Source organism: Bacteroides ihuae (assembly GCF_900104585.1).
Lineage (GTDB): Bacteria > Bacteroidota > Bacteroidia > Bacteroidales > Bacteroidaceae > Bacteroides > Bacteroides ihuae.
This window is the reverse complement of the sequence record NZ_FNVX01000006.1, coordinates 846,402-868,575: the sequence shown is the minus strand read 5'-3', so window position 1 is coordinate 868,575 and position 22,174 is coordinate 846,402. Positions and strand designations below refer to the sequence as shown.

At 40.2% G+C, this 22,174-nt stretch carries 17 protein-coding genes; 9 read left to right on the top strand and 8 right to left on the bottom strand.

Annotation, left to right across the window (positions count from 1 at the left end):
* Nucleotides 1-16: 16 nt before the first annotated feature.
* The 5 genes from BQ5338_RS14200 to speA form a co-directional block, all read right to left on the bottom strand.
* Nucleotides 17-460, bottom strand: a complete 444-nt coding sequence (locus tag BQ5338_RS14200; protein WP_078063502.1) for a DUF4252 domain-containing protein — start codon at nt 458-460, stop codon at nt 17-19.
* 26 nt (nt 461-486) lie between these two features.
* The gene (locus BQ5338_RS14195) at nt 487-996 is read right to left on the bottom strand and encodes a hypothetical protein (RefSeq protein ID WP_071147462.1); all 510 of its coding nucleotides are present in this window, start codon (nt 994-996) and stop codon (nt 487-489) included.
* Entirely contained in the window at nt 986-1,495 is a 510-nt protein-coding gene (locus BQ5338_RS14190; RefSeq protein WP_071147461.1) for an RNA polymerase sigma factor, read from the bottom strand. Before BQ5338_RS14190 ends, BQ5338_RS14195 begins: the two co-directional genes overlap by 11 nt.
* A 60-nt stretch (nt 1,496-1,555) precedes the next feature.
* On the bottom strand, nt 1,556-2,329 hold the full coding sequence (gene argB, locus BQ5338_RS14185; RefSeq protein ID WP_071147460.1) for an acetylglutamate kinase: 774 nt from the start codon (nt 2,327-2,329) through the stop codon (nt 1,556-1,558).
* Nucleotides 2,330-2,441: 112 nt separating this feature from the next.
* Nucleotides 2,442-4,334, bottom strand: a complete 1,893-nt coding sequence (speA, locus tag BQ5338_RS14180; protein WP_071147459.1) for a biosynthetic arginine decarboxylase — start codon at nt 4,332-4,334, stop codon at nt 2,442-2,444.
* A 191-nt stretch (nt 4,335-4,525) separates the two neighbouring features.
* Between speA and rimP the strand changes: the two genes are divergently transcribed.
* From rimP to BQ5338_RS14135, 9 genes are all read left to right on the top strand, one after another.
* On the top strand, nt 4,526-4,993 hold the full coding sequence (gene rimP / locus BQ5338_RS14175) for a ribosome assembly cofactor RimP (RefSeq protein WP_071147458.1): 468 nt from the start codon (nt 4,526-4,528) through the stop codon (nt 4,991-4,993).
* A 2-nt stretch (nt 4,994-4,995) separates the two neighbouring features.
* Nucleotides 4,996-6,255, top strand: coding sequence for a transcription termination factor NusA (gene nusA, locus BQ5338_RS14170; protein ID WP_071147457.1), 1,260 nt, complete (start codon nt 4,996-4,998; stop codon nt 6,253-6,255).
* Between the two features lie 43 nt (nt 6,256-6,298).
* Nucleotides 6,299-9,331: a translation initiation factor IF-2 gene (gene infB / locus BQ5338_RS14165; RefSeq protein WP_071147456.1), complete on the top strand. Its 3,033-nt coding sequence runs from the start codon at nt 6,299-6,301 to the stop codon at nt 9,329-9,331.
* A 133-nt stretch (nt 9,332-9,464) separates the two neighbouring features.
* Entirely contained in the window at nt 9,465-9,968 is a 504-nt protein-coding gene (locus BQ5338_RS14160; RefSeq protein WP_071147455.1) for a CvpA family protein, read from the top strand.
* A gap of 4 nt (nt 9,969-9,972) precedes the next feature.
* Nucleotides 9,973-11,427, top strand: coding sequence for a Fe-S cluster assembly protein SufB (sufB, locus tag BQ5338_RS14155; RefSeq protein WP_071147454.1), 1,455 nt, complete (start codon nt 9,973-9,975; stop codon nt 11,425-11,427).
* A 37-nt stretch (nt 11,428-11,464) separates the two neighbouring features.
* Nucleotides 11,465-12,217 carry a Fe-S cluster assembly ATPase SufC gene (sufC, locus tag BQ5338_RS14150; protein ID WP_071147453.1) on the top strand — a complete coding sequence of 251 codons (753 nt, stop codon included), beginning with the start codon at nt 11,465-11,467 and terminating at the stop codon, nt 12,215-12,217.
* Between the two features lie 2 nt (nt 12,218-12,219).
* On the top strand, nt 12,220-13,563 hold the full coding sequence (gene sufD / locus BQ5338_RS14145) for a Fe-S cluster assembly protein SufD (RefSeq protein WP_071147452.1): 1,344 nt from the start codon (nt 12,220-12,222) through the stop codon (nt 13,561-13,563).
* 15 nt (nt 13,564-13,578) lie between these two features.
* Nucleotides 13,579-14,790, top strand: a complete 1,212-nt coding sequence (locus BQ5338_RS14140) for an aminotransferase class V-fold PLP-dependent enzyme (RefSeq protein ID WP_071147898.1) — start codon at nt 13,579-13,581, stop codon at nt 14,788-14,790.
* Nucleotides 14,791-14,855: 65 nt separating this feature from the next.
* A complete protein-coding gene (locus tag BQ5338_RS14135) occupies nt 14,856-15,176 on the top strand; it encodes a heavy metal-binding domain-containing protein (RefSeq protein WP_071147451.1) in 321 nt (106 codons plus the stop codon).
* 278 nt (nt 15,177-15,454) lie between these two features.
* Here BQ5338_RS14135 and BQ5338_RS14130 read toward each other — a convergent pair whose 3' ends face one another.
* Genes BQ5338_RS14130 through BQ5338_RS14120 form a run of 3 tightly spaced genes read right to left on the bottom strand, consistent with a single transcriptional unit; the run spans nt 15,455 to nt 22,173 of the window.
* Nucleotides 15,455-17,677, bottom strand: coding sequence for a S9 family peptidase (locus BQ5338_RS14130; protein WP_071147450.1), 2,223 nt, complete (start codon nt 17,675-17,677; stop codon nt 15,455-15,457).
* Between the two features lie 16 nt (nt 17,678-17,693).
* On the bottom strand, nt 17,694-20,063 hold the full coding sequence (locus BQ5338_RS14125; RefSeq protein WP_235816453.1) for a glycoside hydrolase family 127 protein: 2,370 nt from the start codon (nt 20,061-20,063) through the stop codon (nt 17,694-17,696).
* 55 nt (nt 20,064-20,118) lie between these two features.
* Nucleotides 20,119-22,173, bottom strand: a complete 2,055-nt coding sequence (locus BQ5338_RS14120) for a family 43 glycosylhydrolase (protein ID WP_071147449.1) — start codon at nt 22,171-22,173, stop codon at nt 20,119-20,121.
* Nucleotide 22,174: the final 1 nt, after the last annotated feature.

Sequence of the window (22,174 nt, the reverse complement as noted above, 5' to 3'; positions counted from 1 at the left end):
TAAATAATGAAAGCTTTTATTCCATCGAATTAGCTAATTTTGAAATAAACTCAGCGCTCATAATACCAGTGAAATTGATCACCATAAAATGGTTTTTTTCGTGCATGAGCATAACTAATTCAACAATTGCTTCATTTTTCTTTCTTACCATAATCTGGCAATTCTCTGACTTATCACGAAAAGAAAGAAACGGTTCAAATCTATCAGAATTCTTTTTTACAACCTTTAAAGCTTCATTATAGTAGGCTTTGCCTTTCACTTTAGAGGTAAGCATTTGCATGCTTTTTAGGTTTGATATTATCGCCAAAACGCCTTCGTCTTTTTTTGAGTCATTTTTTAATATTTCTTCCATCATTTTCGGGCTGATTGTAACACAAGATAGATTCGTATCTGTTCTATGTTCTTCCAAAAAACGACTAGCAAAGTCTTGAGCCAATACTAAGACAGGCAATAATGTCATTAAAGATATTAAAAGAGCTCTTTTTCTCATTCTTTTATCACTTCAGCCTTAGCTTTTATGCTATCGGCAAAATGTTGATCTTGTGATTTATTGATCCCTTCTGATAACATCATTAATGCGGATGATACTTCCTTATATGCTACTTCTGGATCATCATAAGTATCTGTATATGCGTCGTAGTTGTAATCTAATTTGTCATTGCCAAAAAAGGTTTGTTGAGCAGCATTACCTAATGATAACATTAGTGCTACAACTGCTGCAGCCTTAAAAAATGGCATAAATCTAGTAGTGAGGGTGAGCCGCTTAGCCTTAACGATAAGAGGTTCTACCTCTGCCAAAACTCTCATGTCAAACTCTTTCCCTAGTCTAACTTCTTGTTGAAGTTGTTGATATGCAAATAAATCTTTGTACTGTAATAGATGCGCTGGAATTTCTTCATTTTTCATAAAGAAAGCTCGCAATTCGGTTTCTTCCTCCAAAGAGGTTTCGCATTGCCAATATTGCTCCAAAAGCTGTTCTATGTATTTATAATCCATATTCTTCTATTTCAGTATACCGTTGTTTGACTTTTTGCCTTGCTCTAAAGAGGTTTACTTTAACTTGTTCCTCTGTCAAATTTAGCACAGTCGCAATTTCTTTATATGTTTCTCCTTCAATGTCTCTCAGCTGCATAATCAGCCTCTGTTTTTCAGGAAGGTCGTTAATCAATTGATGAATGAGTTTCATTTGTTCTTCATTTACCAATTGGTCATAAGGGCCAGATGCATCATAAGCTTTTTCTAAATCGGGAGTCAGTTCTATGTTCTGAGCTTCTTTTTTTTGGCTGCGATCAATAGCTAAGTTCTTAGTAATCACCAAGCAGTAAGCTTCAATAGATTCAAACTGAGACCATTCTTCACGTTTATTCCATACCCGAATCATCGTGTCTTGTACGATATCCTCAGCCTCAGCTCTGTCGAGTGTAATTCTGAGAGCTAACCGAAAGAGTTTATCTTTCAAAGGCAGTATGTCATTTCGGAAGCTAATTTCTTGCATCTCTATATTAATGACGGGTGGGTAATTGAAAAGTTACATCCTTACTCTTCTTTTTTTAAATTATTTTTTAAGTCGTGTTCCTTCAGTTGAATTTATGGCGGATGCCAGAGTAATAACAACTTCTAAAACTCCTTCTTCTAAAGCTTTGAAGGCATTTTCTAGTTTTGGTATCATTCCTCCTTGAATTATTCCGCTTGCCACATGTTCTTCAAAATCAGATCGGCTTATAAAAGGGATAACGCTATTGTCATCTGTCTCATCACGAAGCACTCCTTTCTTTTCAAAGCAATATATTAGAGTTACGTCAAAATCCCCGGCAAGGGCTTTCGCTGTTTCTCCGGCAATAGTATCTGCGTTTGTATTCAATATATTTCCCTCTCCATCGTGAGTCAATGGTGCTAGAACGGGTACAATGTCTTTCTCTAGTAACTCAGTAAGTATAGCTACGTTAACATTCTCTATATCTCCTACAAAGCCATAGTCAACGTCTTTCACTGGGCGTTTTTTCGATTGGATAATATTCAAGTCGGCTCCGGTGAGGCCCAAGGCATTTATTCCTCTACTTTGTAAGCCAGCCACAATATTCTTGTTCACAAGTCCTCCGTACACCATTGTTACAACTTTAAGGGTTTCTGCATCAGTAATGCGTCTGCCGTTCAGCATTTTACTTTCAATTCCTAGTTGTGCGGCAATCTTGGTAGCTGAACGCCCTCCACCGTGAACAAGTATCTTACAACCGTCTATTGTTGCGAAATCAGTCAGTAAACTGTTCAAAGAAGATTTTTCCTCTACAATCTTCCCACCAACTTTAATTACTGTAAGCTTTTTCTTCATTTTTTCAGCTTTTATTTTAATAAAAACATGCGTTCTGCATCTTCATAATTTGGTTACAAAGTAGCAAAACGCATGCCATGCATCTTTCAAATTCTTGTTTTATGCTTTTAAATTATTCCAAATAAGTATATCCGTAAAGTCCGGAACGATAGTTAGATAGAAATTCCTTTCCTTCTTCCACCGTTATTTTTCCTTCTTTTACTGATTTTGTGACCCAAGTTTCCAATGTGCGTACAAGCTTCTTCGGGCTATATTGTACGTAATCTAAGACCTCTGCGACCGTTTCTCCATCAATAATCTGTTCTATATTATAGCCTTTTTCATTCACTGATACATGCACTGCATTAGTGTCGCCAAATAAGTTATGCATATCACCTAGGATTTCTTGATAGGCTCCTACTAGGAATGTCCCTAGATAGTAAGCCTCTTTGCTCTTTAGGCTATGTACAGGGAGGTAATGAGATGCATTTTTTGTAGAAATAAAATTGGCTATTTTCCCGTCAGAATCGCATGTTACATCCTGCAGAGTTGCAGAACGATCCGGCTTTTCATCTAACCGTTGTATTGGCATTATCGGAAATATTTGATCTATTGCCCACGAGTCCGGCAAGGATTGGAACAAAGAGAAATTGCAGAAATATTTATCTGCTAGTAGCTTAGATAAGCCCCGAAATTCATCTGGAGCATGTTTCAATCCTGAGGCTATTTGGTTTATTTCTCGGGTAATCGACCAATATAATCGTTCTATTTGTGCGCGTGTTTTTAGATCTACGATGCCGTGGCTGAAGAGATCTAGCGCTTCTTCTCGTATCTGTTGTGCATCGTGCCATGCTTCCAACATCTTATTCTGATTTAGTGTGTCCCAGATACTATATAGGTCTTGCACCAATTCATGATCCTTCTCTGTTACAACGATATCATCATCCCATTCAGGTAAGGTCGTTGTTTCCAATACTTCAAATATAAGCACAGAATGATGAGCAGTGAGTGCTCGCCCACTCTCGGTGATGATGTTTGGATGTGGTATCCCGTTTTTGTCGCTTACGTCGACAAGGGTAGAGATAGAATCGTTCACATATTCCTGGATAGAGTAATTAACGCTACTCTCACTGTTCGACGAACGAGTACCGTCATAATCAACGCCTAGTCCTCCTCCAATATCAACAAATTCGATATTGAAGCCCATAGCGTGGAGTTGTACGTAAAATTGTGAAGCCTCTCTTAATGCTGTCTTAATACGGCGGATTTTCGTCACTTGGCTGCCAATGTGGAAGTGGATTAGCTTTAGGCATTCTTGCATTTCCTTTTTTTCGAGAAAGTCAAGAGCTTCTAGTAGTTCACTTGATGTTAGTCCAAACTTGCTTGCATCTCCTCCTGATTCTTCCCATTTGCCACTTCCTGATGAGGCTAATTTGATGCGAATGCCAATATTAGGCTTTACATTTAATTGTTTGGCTATCTTAGCTATTAATTTTAGTTCATTAAGCTTCTCAACAACAAGAAAGATTCTCTTTCCCATTTTTTGTGCAAGAAGCGCCAATTCTATGTAACTTTCATCTTTGTAGCCATTACAGATAATTAGAGAATCAGAATCGGTGTTAACAGCTATTACGGCATGAAGTTCAGGCTTTGAACCAGCTTCTAAACCTAGATTAAATTTCTTTCCATGGCTGATAATCTCTTCAACAACTGGGCGCATTTGATTCACCTTTATTGGATAAATTATAAAGTTCTGAGCCTTGTAGCCATATTCTTTGGATGCTTGTTCAAAGCAACGGGCTGTTTTCTCGATGCGATTGTCCAATATATCGGGGAAGCGTATTAGCATGGGAGCAGCTACATCGCGCAATTGCAATTCATCAACCAATTCTTTTAAATCAACTCCAACTCCATCTTTGCGAGGAGTGACTACTATGTGTCCCTTTTCGTTAATACCAAAGTACGAGGTTCCCCAACCTGTAATGTTGTAAAGTTCCTCCGAATCTTCAATACGCCATTTTCTCATTTCTTTTTCAGTCGTTATTTATAAATAATGTGGCAAAAATACGTATTAATCTATAGTATTCAAGCATAAATCTCTTGATTTTTTTCGCTAATATTTTGTAGTCGAATAGATTATTTGTATCTTTGCGCCGAAAACGGATGAGAGGTGGAGGGGCGATTTGGCTCCTTTTTTTGTATTTATATAACTAGTTCATGATAGAAAAAAGCATTGTTTGCCAAATTGTTGAAGAATGGCTTGAAGAAAAAGAGTACTTTCTTGTAGAAGTAACTGTTACTTCAGATGACAAAATTGTCGTTGAGATAGATCATGCGGAAGGAGTTTGGATTGAGGACTGTGTAGAGCTAAGCCGATTTATAGAATCTAAACTTAATCGTGAAGAAGCTGATTATGAACTGGAAGTGGGATCTGCTGGTATAGGGCAACCCTTTAAAGTGCTTCAGCAATATCATATTCATATTGGAAGTGATGTGGAAGTGCTAACTAAAGATGGGCGTAAGTTGACGGGAGTTCTCAAAGAGGCCGATGAAGAAAGGTTTGTGGTTGGAGTGCGAAAAAAAATGAAAACTGAAGGAAGCAAACGTCCAAAACTGCAAGAAGAGGATGAAACTTTCACTTATCCTGAGATAAAATACACTAAATACTTAATTAGTTTTAAATAATTATGGCCAAGAAAGAGGAAACAATCAGCTTGATTGATACATTTTCCGAGTTTAAAGAGCTCAAAAATATTGATAGAACAACTATGGTAAGTGTGCTCGAAGAGTCTTTCCGTAGTGTACTTGCGAAAATGTTTGGCACAGACGAAAATTACGATGTTATTGTAAATCCCGATAAAGGAGATTTTGAAATATGGCGTAATCGTGAAGTTGTAGCAGACGAAGATTTGACGAATCCGAATATGCAGATTCCATTGACGGAGGCTCAGAAAATAGATGCTTCGTTTGAAGTTGGTGAAGAGGTGACAGACGAAGTCATTTTTGCCAAATTCGGTCGTCGTGCTATCTTGAATCTTCGCCAGACATTGGCCTCTAAAATTCTTGAGCTTGAGAAAGATAGCCTTTACAATAAGTATATAGATCAAGTAGGCACTATTATTAATGCGGAAGTCTATCAGATTTGGAAGAAAGAGATTCTGCTGCTTGATGACGAAGGGAATGAGCTGCTGTTGCCTAAAACAGAGCAAATACCTAGTGACTTTTATCGTAAGGGAGAGACGGCACGTGCTGTTGTAGCTCGTGTAGATAATAAAAACAATAACCCTAAAATAATTCTTTCACGTACATCTCCAGTATTTCTTCAACGATTGTTTGAGATGGAAGTGCCTGAAATAAATGATGGGCTGATTACAATTAAAAAAATAGCTCGCATACCAGGTGAACGTGCGAAGATCGCTGTGGAATCTTATGATGACAGAATTGATCCCGTGGGAGCTTGTGTAGGAGTAAAGGGCAGCCGTATACATGGTATTGTACGTGAATTGCGAAATGAAAATATTGACGTGATCAATTACACTTCAAATCTTTCATTGTTCATTCAACGTTCTCTCAGCCCAGCAAAGGTTTCTTCCATCAGATTGAACGAGGAAGAACGTAGAGCGGAAGTCTTCCTTAAACCGGAAGAGGTTTCGCTAGCTATTGGAAAAGGTGGTTTGAATATCAAACTGGCCAGTATGTTGACCGAGTACACTATAGATGTATTCCGTGAGTTGGATGAAGCCGCGCAGGATGAAGATATCTATCTGGATGAATTCAGTGATGAAATTGATGGATGGGTCATTGATGCTATTAAGAGCATAGGCATTGATACAGCAAAGGCCGTATTAAGTGCTCCTCGTGAGATGTTGATTGAAAAAACGGATCTGGAAGAAGAAACAGTGGACGAGGTGTTGCGTATTTTGAAATCGGAGTTTGAAGAAAATTAATATTTAATAGCTAGGTCACTTCATTCTTCATTTAATTTAAACTATGACGATAAGGTTAAGCAAAGTTACAAGAGATTTGAATGTGGGAATCACGACAGTTGTTGAATTCTTGCAAAAGAAAGGGTACTCTATTGAGGCGAGTCCTAATGCGAAAATTACTGAGGAACAATATGCTATGCTCGTGAAAGCGTTCAGCACAGATAAAAACTTGAGGATAGAGTCTGAACGTTTCATTCAAGAACGTCAGAATAAAGACCGTACGAAAATTGCGGTTACTATCGATGGTTATGAAAGTGATGAACCAGAAAAGCCCAAAGTGGATGATGTTATTAAAATTGTCGTCCCTGAAGACGTTCGTCCAAAGTTTAAACCTGTCGGAAAGATAGATCTGGACAATCTGCGCAGAAGAAAAATTGATAAGCAGCCAGAAGTGGAAAAGCAACCTGTGGTTGAACCTGGGCAAGTAAATGCTCCAGTACTACAAATAGTGGAAGAAACAGTAAAGCCTGTTGTTCCAATAATAGATATAGATTCGGCTAAAACAGTAGAATCGGATAAGACATTGGTTTCGGTTGCGCCTGAAATAATGAAAGAGGTTTCTCCCGTTATTGAAGAAAAACCAGAGGAAGTTCCAATGTCGGTCATAGAAGAAAAGCTAGAAGAAAAAATGGAAGCAACTCCCGATCCTGAGTTATCTTTGCCTAGTGGTGATGATGATGTTTTCAAAATTAGACCTACAGAGTTTGTGTCAAAAATTAATGTCATTGGTCAAATAGATCTTGCTGCATTGAATCAGACTACCCGTCCCAAAAAGAAGTCTAAAGAAGAAAAACGCAGAGAACGCGAGGATAAAGACAAAGTTAGACAGGATCAGAAAAAACAGATGAAAGAGGCTATCATCAAAGAAATTCGTAAAGAAGAGCCTAAGCCGATCAAAATTGTGCCAAAAGAAAGTTCTGATGCTGCTGCTAAGAAGAAACGTAATCGTATTAATAAGGAAAAGGTTGATATTAATAATGTAACATCTAACTTTGCACGTCCTGTACCCAATAGCGAGAAAACGGTGAAAGCTCCTAGTCAACATCAAAATGGAACTACTCAGGGGCAAGCGAATAAAAATAGACCTAGCATACATAGTAAAGACCGCTTTAAAAAACCTGTAATTAAACAGGAAGTAAAAGAAGAGGATGTCGCTAAGCAGATAAAGGAAACTTTGGCTCGTTTGACAACTAAGGGTAAGAATAAGACATCAAAATATCGTAAAGAGAAGCGCGAGACTGCCTTCAATAGGCAACAGGAACTTGACGATCAAGAAATGGCTGAAAGCCGTGTAATTAAGTTGACTGAATTTGTGACAGCCAATGAACTTGCTAATATGATGGATATTTCTGTCAATCAAGTTATCGGAACGTGTATGAGTATCGGTATGATGGTATCTATTAATCAACGTTTGGATGCTGAAACGATTAACCTTGTGGCTGAAGAATTTGGCTATAAAACAGAGTATGTAAGTGCAGAGGTTTCACAGGCTATAGTTGAGGAAGAAGATGCTCTTGAAGAATTAGAACATCGTGCACCAATTGTTACAGTAATGGGACACGTTGACCATGGTAAAACTTCGCTGCTTGACTATATCCGTAAGGCAAATGTTATTGCTGGTGAAGCTGGTGGAATCACCCAGCATATTGGTGCATATAATGTGAAGCAGGAAGATGGACGTAGAATCACTTTCCTTGATACTCCTGGACATGAAGCTTTTACTGCTATGCGTGCTCGTGGAGCTAAAGTAACAGATATAGCTATTATTATTGTTGCGGCTGACGACAATGTGATGCCTCAGACCAAAGAAGCGATTAACCATGCTATGGCTGCTGGAGTGCCCATTGTATTTGCAATTAATAAAATAGATAAGTCAGGGGCTAATCCTGATAGAATTAAAGAAGAATTAGCTGGAATGAACTTCCTTGTAGAAGAATGGGGAGGTAAATACCAGTCACAGGATATTTCAGCAAAGCAAGGTCTGGGTGTTAAAGAACTGATGGAAAAGGTTTTGCTCGAAGCTGAGATGCTTGATTTGAAAGCAAATCCTAATCGCCGTGGAATGGGATCCGTCATTGAATCTACCTTGGATAAAGGTCGAGGCTACGTGGCAACAGTTTTAGTCTCTAATGGTACGTTGAAAATGGGAGACATAGTTTTGGCCGGAACGAATTTTGGGCGTGTAAAGGCTATGTTTAACGAACGTAATCAGCGTATTAAAGAAGCTGGACCTTCTGAGCCGGTATTAATTTTGGGACTAAATGGTGCACCTACTGCTGGTGACACTTTCCATGTTATTGAAACGGAGCAAGAAGCTCGTGAAATAGCAAATAAACGTGAGCAATTGCAACGTGAGCAGGGATTACGTACTCAGAAGATACTTACGCTTGATGAGCTTGGACGTCGTATTGCTCTTGGTAACTTTAAGGAGCTTAATATTATTGTGAAGGGTGATGTGGATGGATCTATTGAAGCATTAAGCGATTCGTTGATTAAGCTTTCTACAGAACAAATACAAGTGAATGTTATTCACAAGGCAGTAGGACAGATATCAGAATCTGATGTAACGTTGGCTGCTGCTTCAGATGCAATCATCATCGGCTTCCAGGTCCGTCCTTCTGCTTCAGCTCGCAAATTCGCTGAACAAGAAGGAGTTGATGTTCGAATGTACTCTATTATTTATGATGCTATAGAAGAAGTCAAGGCTGCTATGGAGGGTATGCTTGCTCCAGTGGTGAAAGAAGTTGTTACTGCTTCTATTGAAGTTCGTGAAGTCTTCCACATAACTAAAGTGGGTACTGTAGCTGGTGCTATGGTGAAAGAAGGAAAAGCTAAACGCTCTGACAAGGCTCGTCTTGTAAGAGATGGTATTGTAATCTATTCTGGAGGCATTAATGCACTGAAACGCTTTAAAGATGATGTGAAAGAAGTTGCCGTGAATTATGAGTGCGGTATTAGCTTGGTGAATTTCAATGATTTGAGAATTGGTGATTTCATCGAAACATACGACGAAATAGAAGTGAAGCAAACATTATAAATGCAACAGCACGAATGTGCTAATGTGCCAATATGCTGAACGCCAATGAAGTTGTATCTTTTGTTGGTTCACTTCAAGGAGCATATTGGCACATTTTTTTTATGGATTTTTTTGTAAGAGTAAAATATATGTGATGACAATAATAGATAGCATAATTCTTATAGCGATAGCTCTTGGAGCGTTTCTGGGCTTCATGAAAGGGTTTGTGAAACAATTGGCTTTCATACTAGGGCTTGTTGCCGGTTTACTGGCCGCAAAAGCCTTATATGCTTCGTTGGCAGAGAAGATTTGCCCAACATTAACTGAATCCATGACGTTGGCTCAGATTATAGCTTTTTTTGCAATATGGATTGTTGTTCCTTTATTATTTGGAATAGCTGCTGCATTAATAACCAGAACGATAGAGACTATGTCGCTCGGTTGGCTTAACCAATTATTGGGAGCGGGATTGGGCGCCTTAAAATATTTGCTTATTATAACTCTCCTTGTAGGTATAATTGAGTTTGTTGATACAGGGAATCACATGATAAGCCAAACAAAGAAGACTAAATCAGTGTTATATTATCCCATGAGGGATGTTGCGGGGATCTTTTTCCCCACAGCAAAAAAAGTTTCGCAACAATATATTTTCAAATAGAACTATGCAACAAGAAGAACCTAACAAATATGTAAAAGAGCTTACTCAAGAGAAGTATAAGTATGGCTTCACGACGGATGTGGATACAGACGTTATTGAGAAGGGACTTAATGAAGATATTGTTCGTCTTATCTCATCCAAGAAAGACGAACCTGAATGGCTGCTCGAATTTAGATTAAAAGCTTACCGTCATTGGCTTACGTTGGAAATGCCCACATGGGCTCACTTACGCATACCTGATATTGATTATCAAGCAATATCTTATTATGCCGACCCTACTAAGAAAAAGGAAGGACCTAAGAGTTTGGATGAAGTAGATCCTGAATTGATCAAGACATTCAATAAATTAGGCATTTCTCTGGAAGAACAGATGATTTTAAGTGGAATGGCTGTTGATGCGGTGATGGACTCAGTTTCCGTTAAGACTACTTTTAAAGAAAGTCTGATGGAAAAGGGTATTATTTTTTGCTCATTTAGTGAAGCGGTACGAGAACATCCTGATTTAGTGAAAAAATATATGGGCTCAGTAGTGGGCTATCGCGATAATTTTTTTGCGGCGCTCAATTCCGCTGTTTTTTCGGATGGCTCTTTTGTATATATACCAAAAGGAGTACGTTGTCCAATGGAACTTTCTACTTACTTTAGGATAAATGCGATCAATACAGGTCAGTTTGAAAGAACACTTATTGTGGCCGATGATGATTCATACGTATCATATCTAGAAGGCTGCACAGCTCCAATGCGTGATGAAAATCAGTTGCATGCTGCTATCGTTGAAATAATAGTGCATGATAGAGCTGAAGTGAAATATAGTACCGTTCAAAACTGGTATCCAGGTGATGCTCAGGGTAAAGGAGGCGTTTATAACTTCGTTACCAAGCGAGGAAATTGTAAAGGTGTAGGTAGTAAACTCTCGTGGACTCAAGTGGAAACCGGAAGTGCTATTACATGGAAGTATCCATCGTGTATTCTTACAGGGGATAATTCTACTGCTGAATTTTACAGTGTGGCAGTAACCAATCATTACCAACAAGCCGATACTGGTACAAAGATGATTCATCTTGGCCGTAATACGCGTAGCACCATTGTGAGCAAAGGTATTTCTGCGGGCAAAAGTGAGAATTCTTATCGTGGTTTGGTACGTGTAGCCGAAAAGGCTGAAGGAAGTCGTAACTATAGTCAATGTGATTCTTTGCTACTGGGAGATAAGTGTGGTGCACATACTTTCCCTTATATGGATATACGTAACGAAACGGCTGTCGTAGAGCATGAAGCAACAACAAGTAAAATCAATGAAGATCAAATCTTTTATTGCAATCAGCGCGGCATTTCGACCGAAGATGCTATTGGTTTGATTGTGAATGGTTATGCTAAAGAAGTTTTGAATAAACTTCCCATGGAGTTTGCTGTTGAAGCACAGAAACTATTGTCCATTTCTCTGGAAGGGAGCGTAGGTTAATTTAATGTTAAATAGTAATAAGTTAAATCGTATATAGATGTTAGAAATAAAAGATTTGCATGCCGCTATCAACGGCAAAGAAATATTGAGGGGTATCAATCTTTCTGTAAAGCCTGGAGAGATACATGCTATTATGGGACCTAATGGTTCAGGTAAAAGTACTTTGAGCAGCGTATTGGTAGGTAATCCTGTCTTTGAAGTTACTAAAGGCAGCGTTACTTTTTGTGGCAAAGATCTGTTGGAACTTAGTGCCGAAGATCGTAGTCACGAGGGGATCTTCCTTTCTTTTCAATATCCGGTAGAGATTCCGGGTGTTAGTATGGTCAATTTTATGCGTGCTGCTGTCAATGAGCAGAGAAAATATAGAGGGCTTCCATCCATTACTGCGAGTGAATTCCTTAAACTGATGCGTGAAAAGCGTGCAGTTGTGGAGCTCGACAATAAATTGGCCAACCGCAGTGTGAATGAAGGTTTTAGTGGTGGTGAGAAGAAACGTAACGAGATATTTCAGATGGCTATGCTCGAACCTAAATTGAGTATTCTTGACGAAACAGATTCAGGTCTGGATATTGATGCTTTACGCATTGTAGCTGAGGGAGTGAACAAATTGAAATCTCCCGATAATAGTTGTATTGTGATTACCCACTATCAGCGACTGTTGGATTATATTAAACCAGATGTTGTACATGTTCTTTATGATGGCCGTATTGTTAAGACTGCGGGTCCGGAATTGGCTCTAGAACTCGAGGAAAAGGGTTACGATTGGATCAAGAAAGAGATAGGAGAATAATTATGAGCGTAGAACAGCAATATATAGATCTCTATGCACAGTGTGAAGCAATGATTTGCACTCATAGCTCAGAGATACTAAACTCTGCCAGAGCAGGAGCGTTTGCCGATTTTAAACGGCTGGGCTTTCCTACACGGAAGCAGGAAAATTATAGATATACCGACGTTAGCAAATGTTTTGTTCCTGATTACGGACTGAACTTGAATCGTCTACCTATACCTGTAGATCCTTATGAAGTGTTTAAATGTGATGTGCCCAATATGAGTACATCCTTGTTTTTTGTGGTGAATGATTCTTTCTACAAGAAAGATTTGCCCAAATCTAATTTGCCAGAAGGAGTAATTTTTGGGAGTTTAAAAGATGTAGCAGAACAACGTCCTGAACTAATAGAAAAGTATTATGGTAAGTTGGCCGATACATCAAAAGATGGCGTAACAGCCTTCAATACAACTTTTGTTCAAGATGGTGTAGTCTTTTATGTTCCTAAGAATGTAGTGGTAGAGAAACCTATTCAACTAGTGAATATCTTGCGTGGAGACGTCAATTTCATGATGAACCGGCGTATATTGATTATTCTTGAAGAAGGTGCTCAGGCACGATTGTTGATCTGTGACCATGCGATGGATCATGTGAACTTTCTTGCTACGCAGGTAGTGGAGATTTATGCAGGTGAAAATACCGTGTTTGATATGTATGAACTTGAAGAAACACATACAAGCACTGTTCGCCTTAGTAATATATATGCTAAACAAGAGGCAAGTAGCCATCTTCTCTTGAACAATATGACTCTTCATAACGGCATTACACGTAATACAACTGAGGTCACTTTGGCTGGTCCCGGTGCTGAAACCCACCTTTATGGGATGGCGATAGCAGATAAGAATCAGCATGTGGACAATCATACGTTTATTGACCATGCCGTACCCGATTGCGAAAGCAAGGAACTCTTTAAATATGTGCTTGATGATCATGCAGTGGGAGCTTTTGCAGGAATTGTACTCGTTCGTCCGGGAGCACAACACACGAATGCACAACAAACGAACCGTAATCTTTGTGTGACTCGTGATGCGCGTATGTACACTCAGCCTCAACTAGAGATTTATGCTGATGACGTCAAGTGTAGTCATGGAGCAACAATCGGTCAGTTAGATGAAAATGCGTTGTTCTATATGCGTGCTAGAGGTATTTCTGCGAAAGAAGCTCGTTTGTTGCTGATGTTTGCTTTCGTTAATGAAGTGATAGATACCATCCGTCTGGATTCATTGAAAGATCGATTGCATTTGTTGGTAGAAAAAAGATTCCGTGGCGAGTTGAATAAATGTCAAGGTTGCGCTATCTGCAAATAAATAAGAATAGACATGATGGATATAACTAAAATAAGAGCTGATTTCCCTATACTTTCTAGAGAGATATACGGAAAGCCTTTAGTCTATTTTGATAATGGAGCAACTACGCAGAAGCCTCGTTGTGTGGTCGATGCTATTGTTGAAGAATACTATTCTGTGAATGCTAATGTTCATCGTGGTGTACATTTTTTATCGCAACAGGCTACAGAATTGCATGAAGGCTCTCGTGAAACAGTTCGTCAGTTTGTTAATGCCCATAGTACGAGTGAGGTTATCTTCACTCGTGGTACTACGGAAGCCATTAATTTGGTTGCTTTTTGCTTTGGCGAAGAGTTTATGAATGAAGGAGATGAAGTTATCATTTCTACGATGGAGCATCATAGTAATATTGTTCCTTGGCAATTGTTGGCTGCTCGCAAGGGGATTACCCTAAAAGTGATTCCTATGACTGATCAAGGTGAATTGTTGTTGGATGAATATGAAAAGCTTTTTTCTGAGCGTACGAAGATTGTAAGCATAGCTCATATCTCTAATGTGCTGGGTACGATCAATCCGGTAAAGGAGATGATTGAGACTGCCCATGCTCATGGAGTTCCCGTACTTATAGATGGTGCACAATCGGTGCCTCACATGCAGATAGATGTGCAAGATTTGGACGCTGATTTCTTTGCTTTTTCCGGTCATAAGGTATATGGTCCTACAGGCGTGGGTGTGCTTTATGGAAAAGAGGAGTGGCTTGACAAATTGCCACCTTATCAAGGTGGGGGTGAGATGATTCAGAGTGTGAGTTTTGAGAAGACAACTTTTAATGAGTTGCCTTTTAAATTTGAGGCTGGCACGCCCGATTACATTGGAACTACGGGTTTAGCAAAGGCTCTGAATTATGTTTCTGCTATTGGTATGGATCAGATTGTTGCGCACGATCAAGAACTTACAGCCTATGCGATGCAACGCCTTAAAGAAATAGAGGGTATGCGTATCTTTGGAGAGGCAGAGCACAAAAGCAGTGTTATTTCTTTTTTGGTTGGCAATATCCACCATTTTGATATGGGCACTTTGCTCGATCGTTTAGGGATTGCTGTGCGTACAGGACATCATTGTGCAGAGCCGTTGATGCGACGATTGGGCATAGAAGGTACTGTTCGTGCTTCTTTTGGGCTTTATAACACGAAGGAGGAAATCGATTCATTGATTGACGGAATAGAAAGAGTAAGAAAAATGTTTTAGCAGTTGCAACTAAGTGCATACTTGTTGCGTCTAATAGAACATAAACTATAAAACAGAAAGTAATTATGCTATTATCTACTACTCCAACTATCGAAGGAAAACGAATAACCAAGTATTATGGCATTGTGTCTGGGGAGACTATTATTGGTGCTAATGTGTTTCGTGATATATTTGCTAGTATTCGCGACATTGTAGGCGGGCGTTCCGGTTCTTACGAAGAAGTTCTTCGTGAGGCTAAAGATATAGCGCTTAGAGAAATGGAAGAACAGGCAGCTCGCTTAGGTGCAAATGCGGTGGTGGGCGTTGACTTGGATTATGAAACAGTGGGTGGTAGTGGCAGTATGCTTATGGTTACTGCCTGCGGCACAGCTGTTTCTCTGGAATAACTCAATAATTGAAAAGAGTAGGCTATTAATGACTTCTGTAGATTAAGAATATTCTTAATCTACAGAAGTCATCTTTGTTTTTAGTCTTCTCTTTTTGAGATTGCTTTCATTTTCTATTCTCATTCTAATTTTATGCTGTTGTACTTAACGAGGTGTTTGGCTGGAATGATTTGCTTTTTTAATAAAGGAATTCACCTAACAATTCCAGCTAAGTGTAAAAGCATGAACCGCTATTGCAAGCCTCCTGAGAGGGAAAAACAGAAAGATCGTACCATGTTTTACCACTTGGGTGGGCTCACATTCAATAAATTACGTACGAAGAAATCATATCGTTTATGTTCTCCATAATCTCCTCCCATTGTATGATTAGAGCCGGGTATTACAACCAATTCAAAGTCTTTCTTTGCCTTTATTAGTGCGTTGACCACCTGCATGGTTGAGGCCGGATCTACATTGTCATCCACTTCGCCTACTACTAGCATTAGCGGGCGTTTAAGTAAATGTGCATTGACTACGTTTGAGCATTCTTCGTATTGCTTCTCTATAGGATAACCCATCCATTGTTCGTTCCACCAGATTTTATCCATGCGATTGTCGTGACATCCGCAAGAAGAGTAGGCTGCTTTGTAGAAATCCGGATATAGCAAGAGGGCATTGGTCGATTCCTGCCCACCGGCAGATGCACCGAAGATACCTACCCGACTGACATCCATATATGGGTATTTGGTTACTGCTGCTTTTATCCATGCTATTCGGTCGGGTAATCCGGCATCTTTCAGATTCTTATAGCATACATCCTCAAATGCTTTGGAACGGAAAGAAGTCCCCATTCCATCGAGTTGTACTACGATAAATCCTAGCTCAGCCAAACCGGACATAGACCAATTATATGCTGAAAAAGATTTAGGTGTGTATTGGCTACCGGGCCCGGCATAGATGTATTCAATAATTGGGTACTTCTTCGTGGGATCAAAGTTCGTTGGCCTGAAGATGACACCCCACATATCGGTTTTGCCGTCTCTTCCTTTAGCCGAGAAGACCTCAGGAGCCCGCCATCCAGTCTTTACTAATTCGCTTATGTCCGCGGTCTCTAGTGGCATGATAACCTTTCCGTCGCTCGCACTACGAAGAACGGCAACCGGAGCTTTATTCACCAAAGAATATACATCCACCAAAGATCTCATATCTGTAGAGAATGTAGCCTGATGCATTCCTTCCTCCGGAGTGAGGCAGATTAGTCCGCTTCCATCGAAGTTAATGCGATAATATCTGAGAAGATAAGGATCCTCATTGGGCACCATGCCATTGGCTGAGAAGTAAATGATCTGCTTTTGTTCGTCAACGTGTATCACGTCACGTACATACCATTCGCCTTTGGTTATTTGATTTTTTACTTTACCTGCGTGTCGGTCGTATAGATACAAGTGATTCCAATTATCACGTTCGCTCATCCAGATGATCTCGTTTCCATTGGTAAGATCCTTTCGGAAGTAGCGGTTGTAGTTTACAAAGGTCTTGCTAGTCTCTTCGATAATAGTGCTCACTTTTCCGGTTTCTGCCGATAGCTCCAATACTCTAAGCGCCTGATGTCCACGTTCATTATACTCGAACAGAATATTCTTACTTGCGGCATCCCATTCCAGTCCTCTCACTTCGAACTGACTGTTGAAGAGATCAATGGAAGGAACGTGAGCCTCGTCGCCATTTACATTGAAAATACGAGGGCACCTGAATGGTAACGCATCGCCTGGTTTGGTATATTCGCGTTTATGAAGCTTGGGTTGCAATTGATCTTCAGGAGACGATTCTACGAAATAGATATATCGCTTCTCTGCCGGGCGAACTTTCATCACGGCCACCTTCTTTGAGTCGGGTGACCATTGGATATAAGCCGAATAGAATTCACCCGGAGAACCGTCAAAACTTAGTGCTTTTTCTTTTCCCGATGCATTCTCTTTCACATATACATTCTGATTTTTGATAAATGCCGTCTTTGTTCCGTCGGGAGAAACCACAGGTTCACCCTTACTTTCATCACCGGCTTCAGCCCAATAATTGGCTGTAGGCTTTTCTATTTTTCCTTCATCTTTCAGTAGATCTTTTTTTTCAAGGTACATCCATTTATGATCGTTTTGTACAAAACGGAGTGTGTCGTGAGTTGCGTTTACCCTCAATTGCTGAAGATTTAGGTTGTTTGCTTCTATTTTGTTCTGCGTTGCCGAAGAGAGTTGCTTAGCCAGTTTTTGGCGGTTAAATAACTCTTTTCTTGTCTTTTTTGCTGCGTCAACAATCACATAAACTCTTCCTTCAGGAGTGACCCTTACATACCAAAATTGATTGGTATTGTTTATCCACTGAGGGCGCACATCCGAATAGAATACTTTATTTTTCCACTTTTGGTTCAGCGTAAAGGCGCGTTCATAGTCTTCTGCAGTGCCTTGTGCATAGAGCGCATTGATAGAAATCAGTGCACCGATAGTCCATAATATTGCTTTCTTCATAAATTATTTGGTTGAGTTATTCTACTTCCCATTCAAAAATTCCCGATGCATTCTTTTCCGGAAGCTTCACCTCTAATTTTATTTCTGTGGTTGTAACAGGCTTGAAGGAAACTTCATTACCAACACCTTTCTCTGTTCCATAAACCGTGGTGTTGTCCACTGTCTTCCATTCTCCCGAAGTGGTTTTATAATATAGCTTCCATGATTTAGGAACCCGGCAACCTCCCCATGGGCCATCGTCATACCAGTATACAGTGGATCGTGAAATAGTTTTAGCATCCTGAAATTTATATGCTATCCATTCGGTTGTTCCTTCTTTAGGCCACCAATGGTAGTAAGGAACCGAACGATCATTTTCATCTTTTGGAAAGAGTTGATCGTTAATAGCTGTAATAGATTTCACATTGTGCGAAGCTGTTATTTTACTTTCGGATGCAATAGTAGGAGGTAAGCTAGCCCTCGTTGCGTTTAAGTCAATAGGTAACCAAACAGCCATTTCTCCACTTCCGCGATGTGCCCAAGCGTAGTAAGGAATCATGTTCAGCTTTACATCCTTAGTAACTAAATGGCCGCTTTCATCGTAACTCAACGTTTGCGCATCGGTTTGAATCATGTTGATGCCATAAAGCAAATCAGGTTTTGAGATCACGTTGAATTGGGGCTTTTTATTCACTAATACACTTAGCACACTAAAGTCATTGTCCGGCCATTCGGCACAGTATACCAAAGGACCACGTTCTATAGCTACCTTTCCTCTATCAGCTTCTACCAGCGAGTGAGCTTTTACAGTTCGCGCTTCCATGTCAAAATGAACTTCAACACGGTCTCCTTTTTTCCAGATACGGTTAATCGTGAAGTATCCTTTTTCAGTACTTCTTTCTATTTGCTGTCCATTTACTTTTATACTATATCCCAATTCTTTCTTGTCTGAATAACTGTATAAGTTACCAGGAACAACAGAACCTTGTACCCAGCCCGGAACACGTATTTTGAGGTTAAACTTCTGTTTACCGCTAGGAGAGACTTCTAGTTTAATATCCCCTGTCCACGGATAATTGGTTTCTTGTTTTAGTGTTACAGCTTTTCCGTTTACTTTCAAATGAGCATCGTTTCCCATAAAGAGATTTACATACACATCACTGTTGTGCACAGCATATACATACCCTGGAACGGAAGGTATAAAGCGACAGATGTTTGACGGGCAGCAAGCACAACCAAACCATGGCTGACGTTGATGTTGTCCGATAGATTCCAAAGGGTTAGGGTAGAAGAACCCGCCGCCATCGAGTGATACTCCGGAAATCAATCCGTTATAAAGCGTACGTTCCAAAACATCATAATATTTAGATTCTCCATGAAGAAGGAATAAACGATAGTTTAAGTACACATTTCCTATCGCGGCACAAGTTTCGCAATAAGCTGACATGTTGGGTAGTTCATAATTCTCTCCGAATGCCTCTCCATTACTTGTTGCTCCGATGCCTCCGGTGAGGTAAAGCTTCTTGCTCACAATGTTATTCCAAATTCTATCAATAGCATGAATGTAGGCCGTGTCGCCAGTTAGTGCAGCTACATCCGCCATCCCGGAATACATGTAAGCTGCCCGCACGGCATGTCCTACAGCCTCATCTTGCTTAATAACTGGTTCATGTGCTTGACTATACGCATCTTTTCGTTCGGTATATCCTCTTTTGTCGAGAAAGAATTTAGCTTCATTGAGATATTTCTTGTCGCCGGTGACTAAGTAAAGTTTGGCAAGCGCCATCTCGGCTATCTGATGGCCCGGTACAACAACTAACTGTCCTGGCTTATCACCAATGGCGCGGCACACACAGTCAGCATATTTAATTGCTATATCAAGAAAATTGCGTTGCCCGGTTGCCTGATAGTGTGCTACTGCACCTTCAATCATATGTCCCAAGTTGTAAAACTCATGACTTAAATCTTCTACTTTTTCCCAACGTCTACTACCTGCCCATTCGTGTGGATGCTTTGGGTTTTGCGTACGTGCAGTGTACAAGTAGCCATCTGGTTCTTGAGCAGCTGCAACAATCACCAATATGCTATCAATGTATTTGGCCAGTTTCTTATTTGGGTACATTTGCATAGAATAACTGGCACCTTCAATTGTTTTATATACATCTGTATCGTCAAAAGAGAATCCACCAACTTTGATTGTGTCGCTTGGATGAGCTGCCCGTACAAAGTTTAGATAACGTCCAGTTTCTTCACATTTGCTAAAAGCAAGAGGAATGGTTACTTCTCGGCTTGCTTTGAGACGCTGCCCCCAGAAAGAATCAGTCACCTTCACTGCGGTAAAAGGTACAGGAGCAAAAGGATAACCGGCATTATCATGCTTCTTCTGAGCATTGGCAGCGAGCGTCATGGTAGCCAATGTAATAGCAAATAAAGTTTTTCTCATGATAGGTATAGTGTTTAATTTATAATCCGTTTTGAATCTCTTTTTCACTAAAAGGTATATCATATACCTTTAAAGAATGAAGATAACCAGTAAAAGGCCAGTCACCAATGGCTGTTTTGCCAAGTGCGATGTATTCTCCCTTAGGCAAAAGTAATACAATATCTTTTTCCTTCATCTTTTTCCCATTAAGATATACTTTTTCTACATATCCATCGTAAGTAATGACCCAATGTTGCCATCCTCCTTTCTTCACTATTTCAGAAAATCCCATATCTTCAAACCATCCAAAGTGGCAAACGACGCCGCATCGTGGTTCGGTGCCATTACATAGCATGATCTTTTCCAATTCTCCTTCTGATGAAACTAGATCGGCGATGCATTCGTTTACCTTAGCTTGCGGATTCAACACCCATGCTTCGAGTGTATATGGAGCACTGTCCCTCATTGTTTCTGGCAGATTGAAGTCTGATTTAAACCACTGTGTACTGTCAAAAGCAAATGCTTTGAATTGGTCTTTCATTACGACGGGCAATGAAGATGTTTCGCTGGTGAATACTCCTTTACCAATGCGGTTCTTGATACTTCTAATGGAATCACCTACTTGGTAGTCGTCAGCATTGATATCAAGGAACAATCCTGCTCGTTTAGTTGCTGCCAGAGTTGGGGGACCCCCGTCCTGATCGTTATCAGCAAATACTTTGATATTCCATATTGCTCCGAACTGTCCCCCCTTTTGTCCACCCGTCACAGTTAATCGTATGTAGCGAGCCTTTGTATTGCCAAAGTCGGTCATTGGACTGCCTGCCAACCGATTGTCTCGCTTGTCTGCAAAGATGGTCCACTTTTTACCGTTCGTAGAAGTCTCTATCATGTATTGATAAAAAGAGGTCGGATATTCAAACTGCGTCCAAATGCGACGTACGGGTTGAACCTTCTTTAAATCAATTTCAATCCACTCTTTTCCACAAGTACGAGGTCTCCACAGAGTTGCGTTGTTATCGTCTACTGCGTATTCCGGTTTAAAAGATTCATTGTAATACGAAGACGCTTTCACCGATTTACCCAGTGCAAGGTTAGGAGAAAGATTGATTGACGGTTGTAAGCAGCCAACTCCCAGATGCCCTGCATCAACCCTTTCTATTGTTCCGTCTTCACTGAAGATTAGTTTATCGATCGCTATCTGTCGATGCATTCCGCGAGTAGAATGTGGGATGTTGTGGCGGTGATACACGATGTAGTAGTCATCACCCTCTTGAAGAATGCTGTGGTGACCAGGTCCATGTATTGTGCTATCTGCATTCGTTGATAAGATCGGATTATTCTTTCCAAATGTGAATGGGCCCATTGGTCCTACCTTGCTAGTGGCATATTGCACACGATACGTATGGTCATGACAAGATCCCGATGAATACATGAAATAATAGATTCCATTCCTTTTCATCATAAAAGGAGCTTCAAAGAAATCCGTAGCCTCCGTGTTGGGGATGAGGTGTGTTTGGGTAAAGCTTTTCATATCATCCGAAAGTTTGCCTACTCCGCAACCAAAGCCTTTGTAAATGCCCCAAGTACCCCAATAAAGATACGTGGAGCCATCATCATCAACAAAAGACTGCCCATCCAGCGTAATCGCATTGGTGACAAACCGGTCGGGGACCAATACCGCTGTGTCATCTCCTAATATGTTATGCCAAGGGCCTGTAGGTGTATCCGAAACTCCGCAATAGATTTTACAGGGTTCGCAGTAGTACATGTAGTATTTACCATCTTTTCCCTGTAACACATCTGGTGCCCAAATATGATAGGTCGTCGGCCAGTTCATGGGCATCATCGTCCAATTTTGAAAATCTTTAGACGCCCATACCACCGATGGGCCTAATCCTCCTCCATTACCATCAGTCGTTGCATAGATATAATAAGTATCACCGAACTTCTTAACCGTGGGATCAGCAAAGTATCCGGGGATAATAGGATTTCCATTGCTCGGAGTATTCCATGCCGTTTGTTGTGATGAGGCAGGTGTGATGTTGCCAAAGCAACAGAGTAAGGAATAGAAGATGTAGAGTAACTTTCTCATA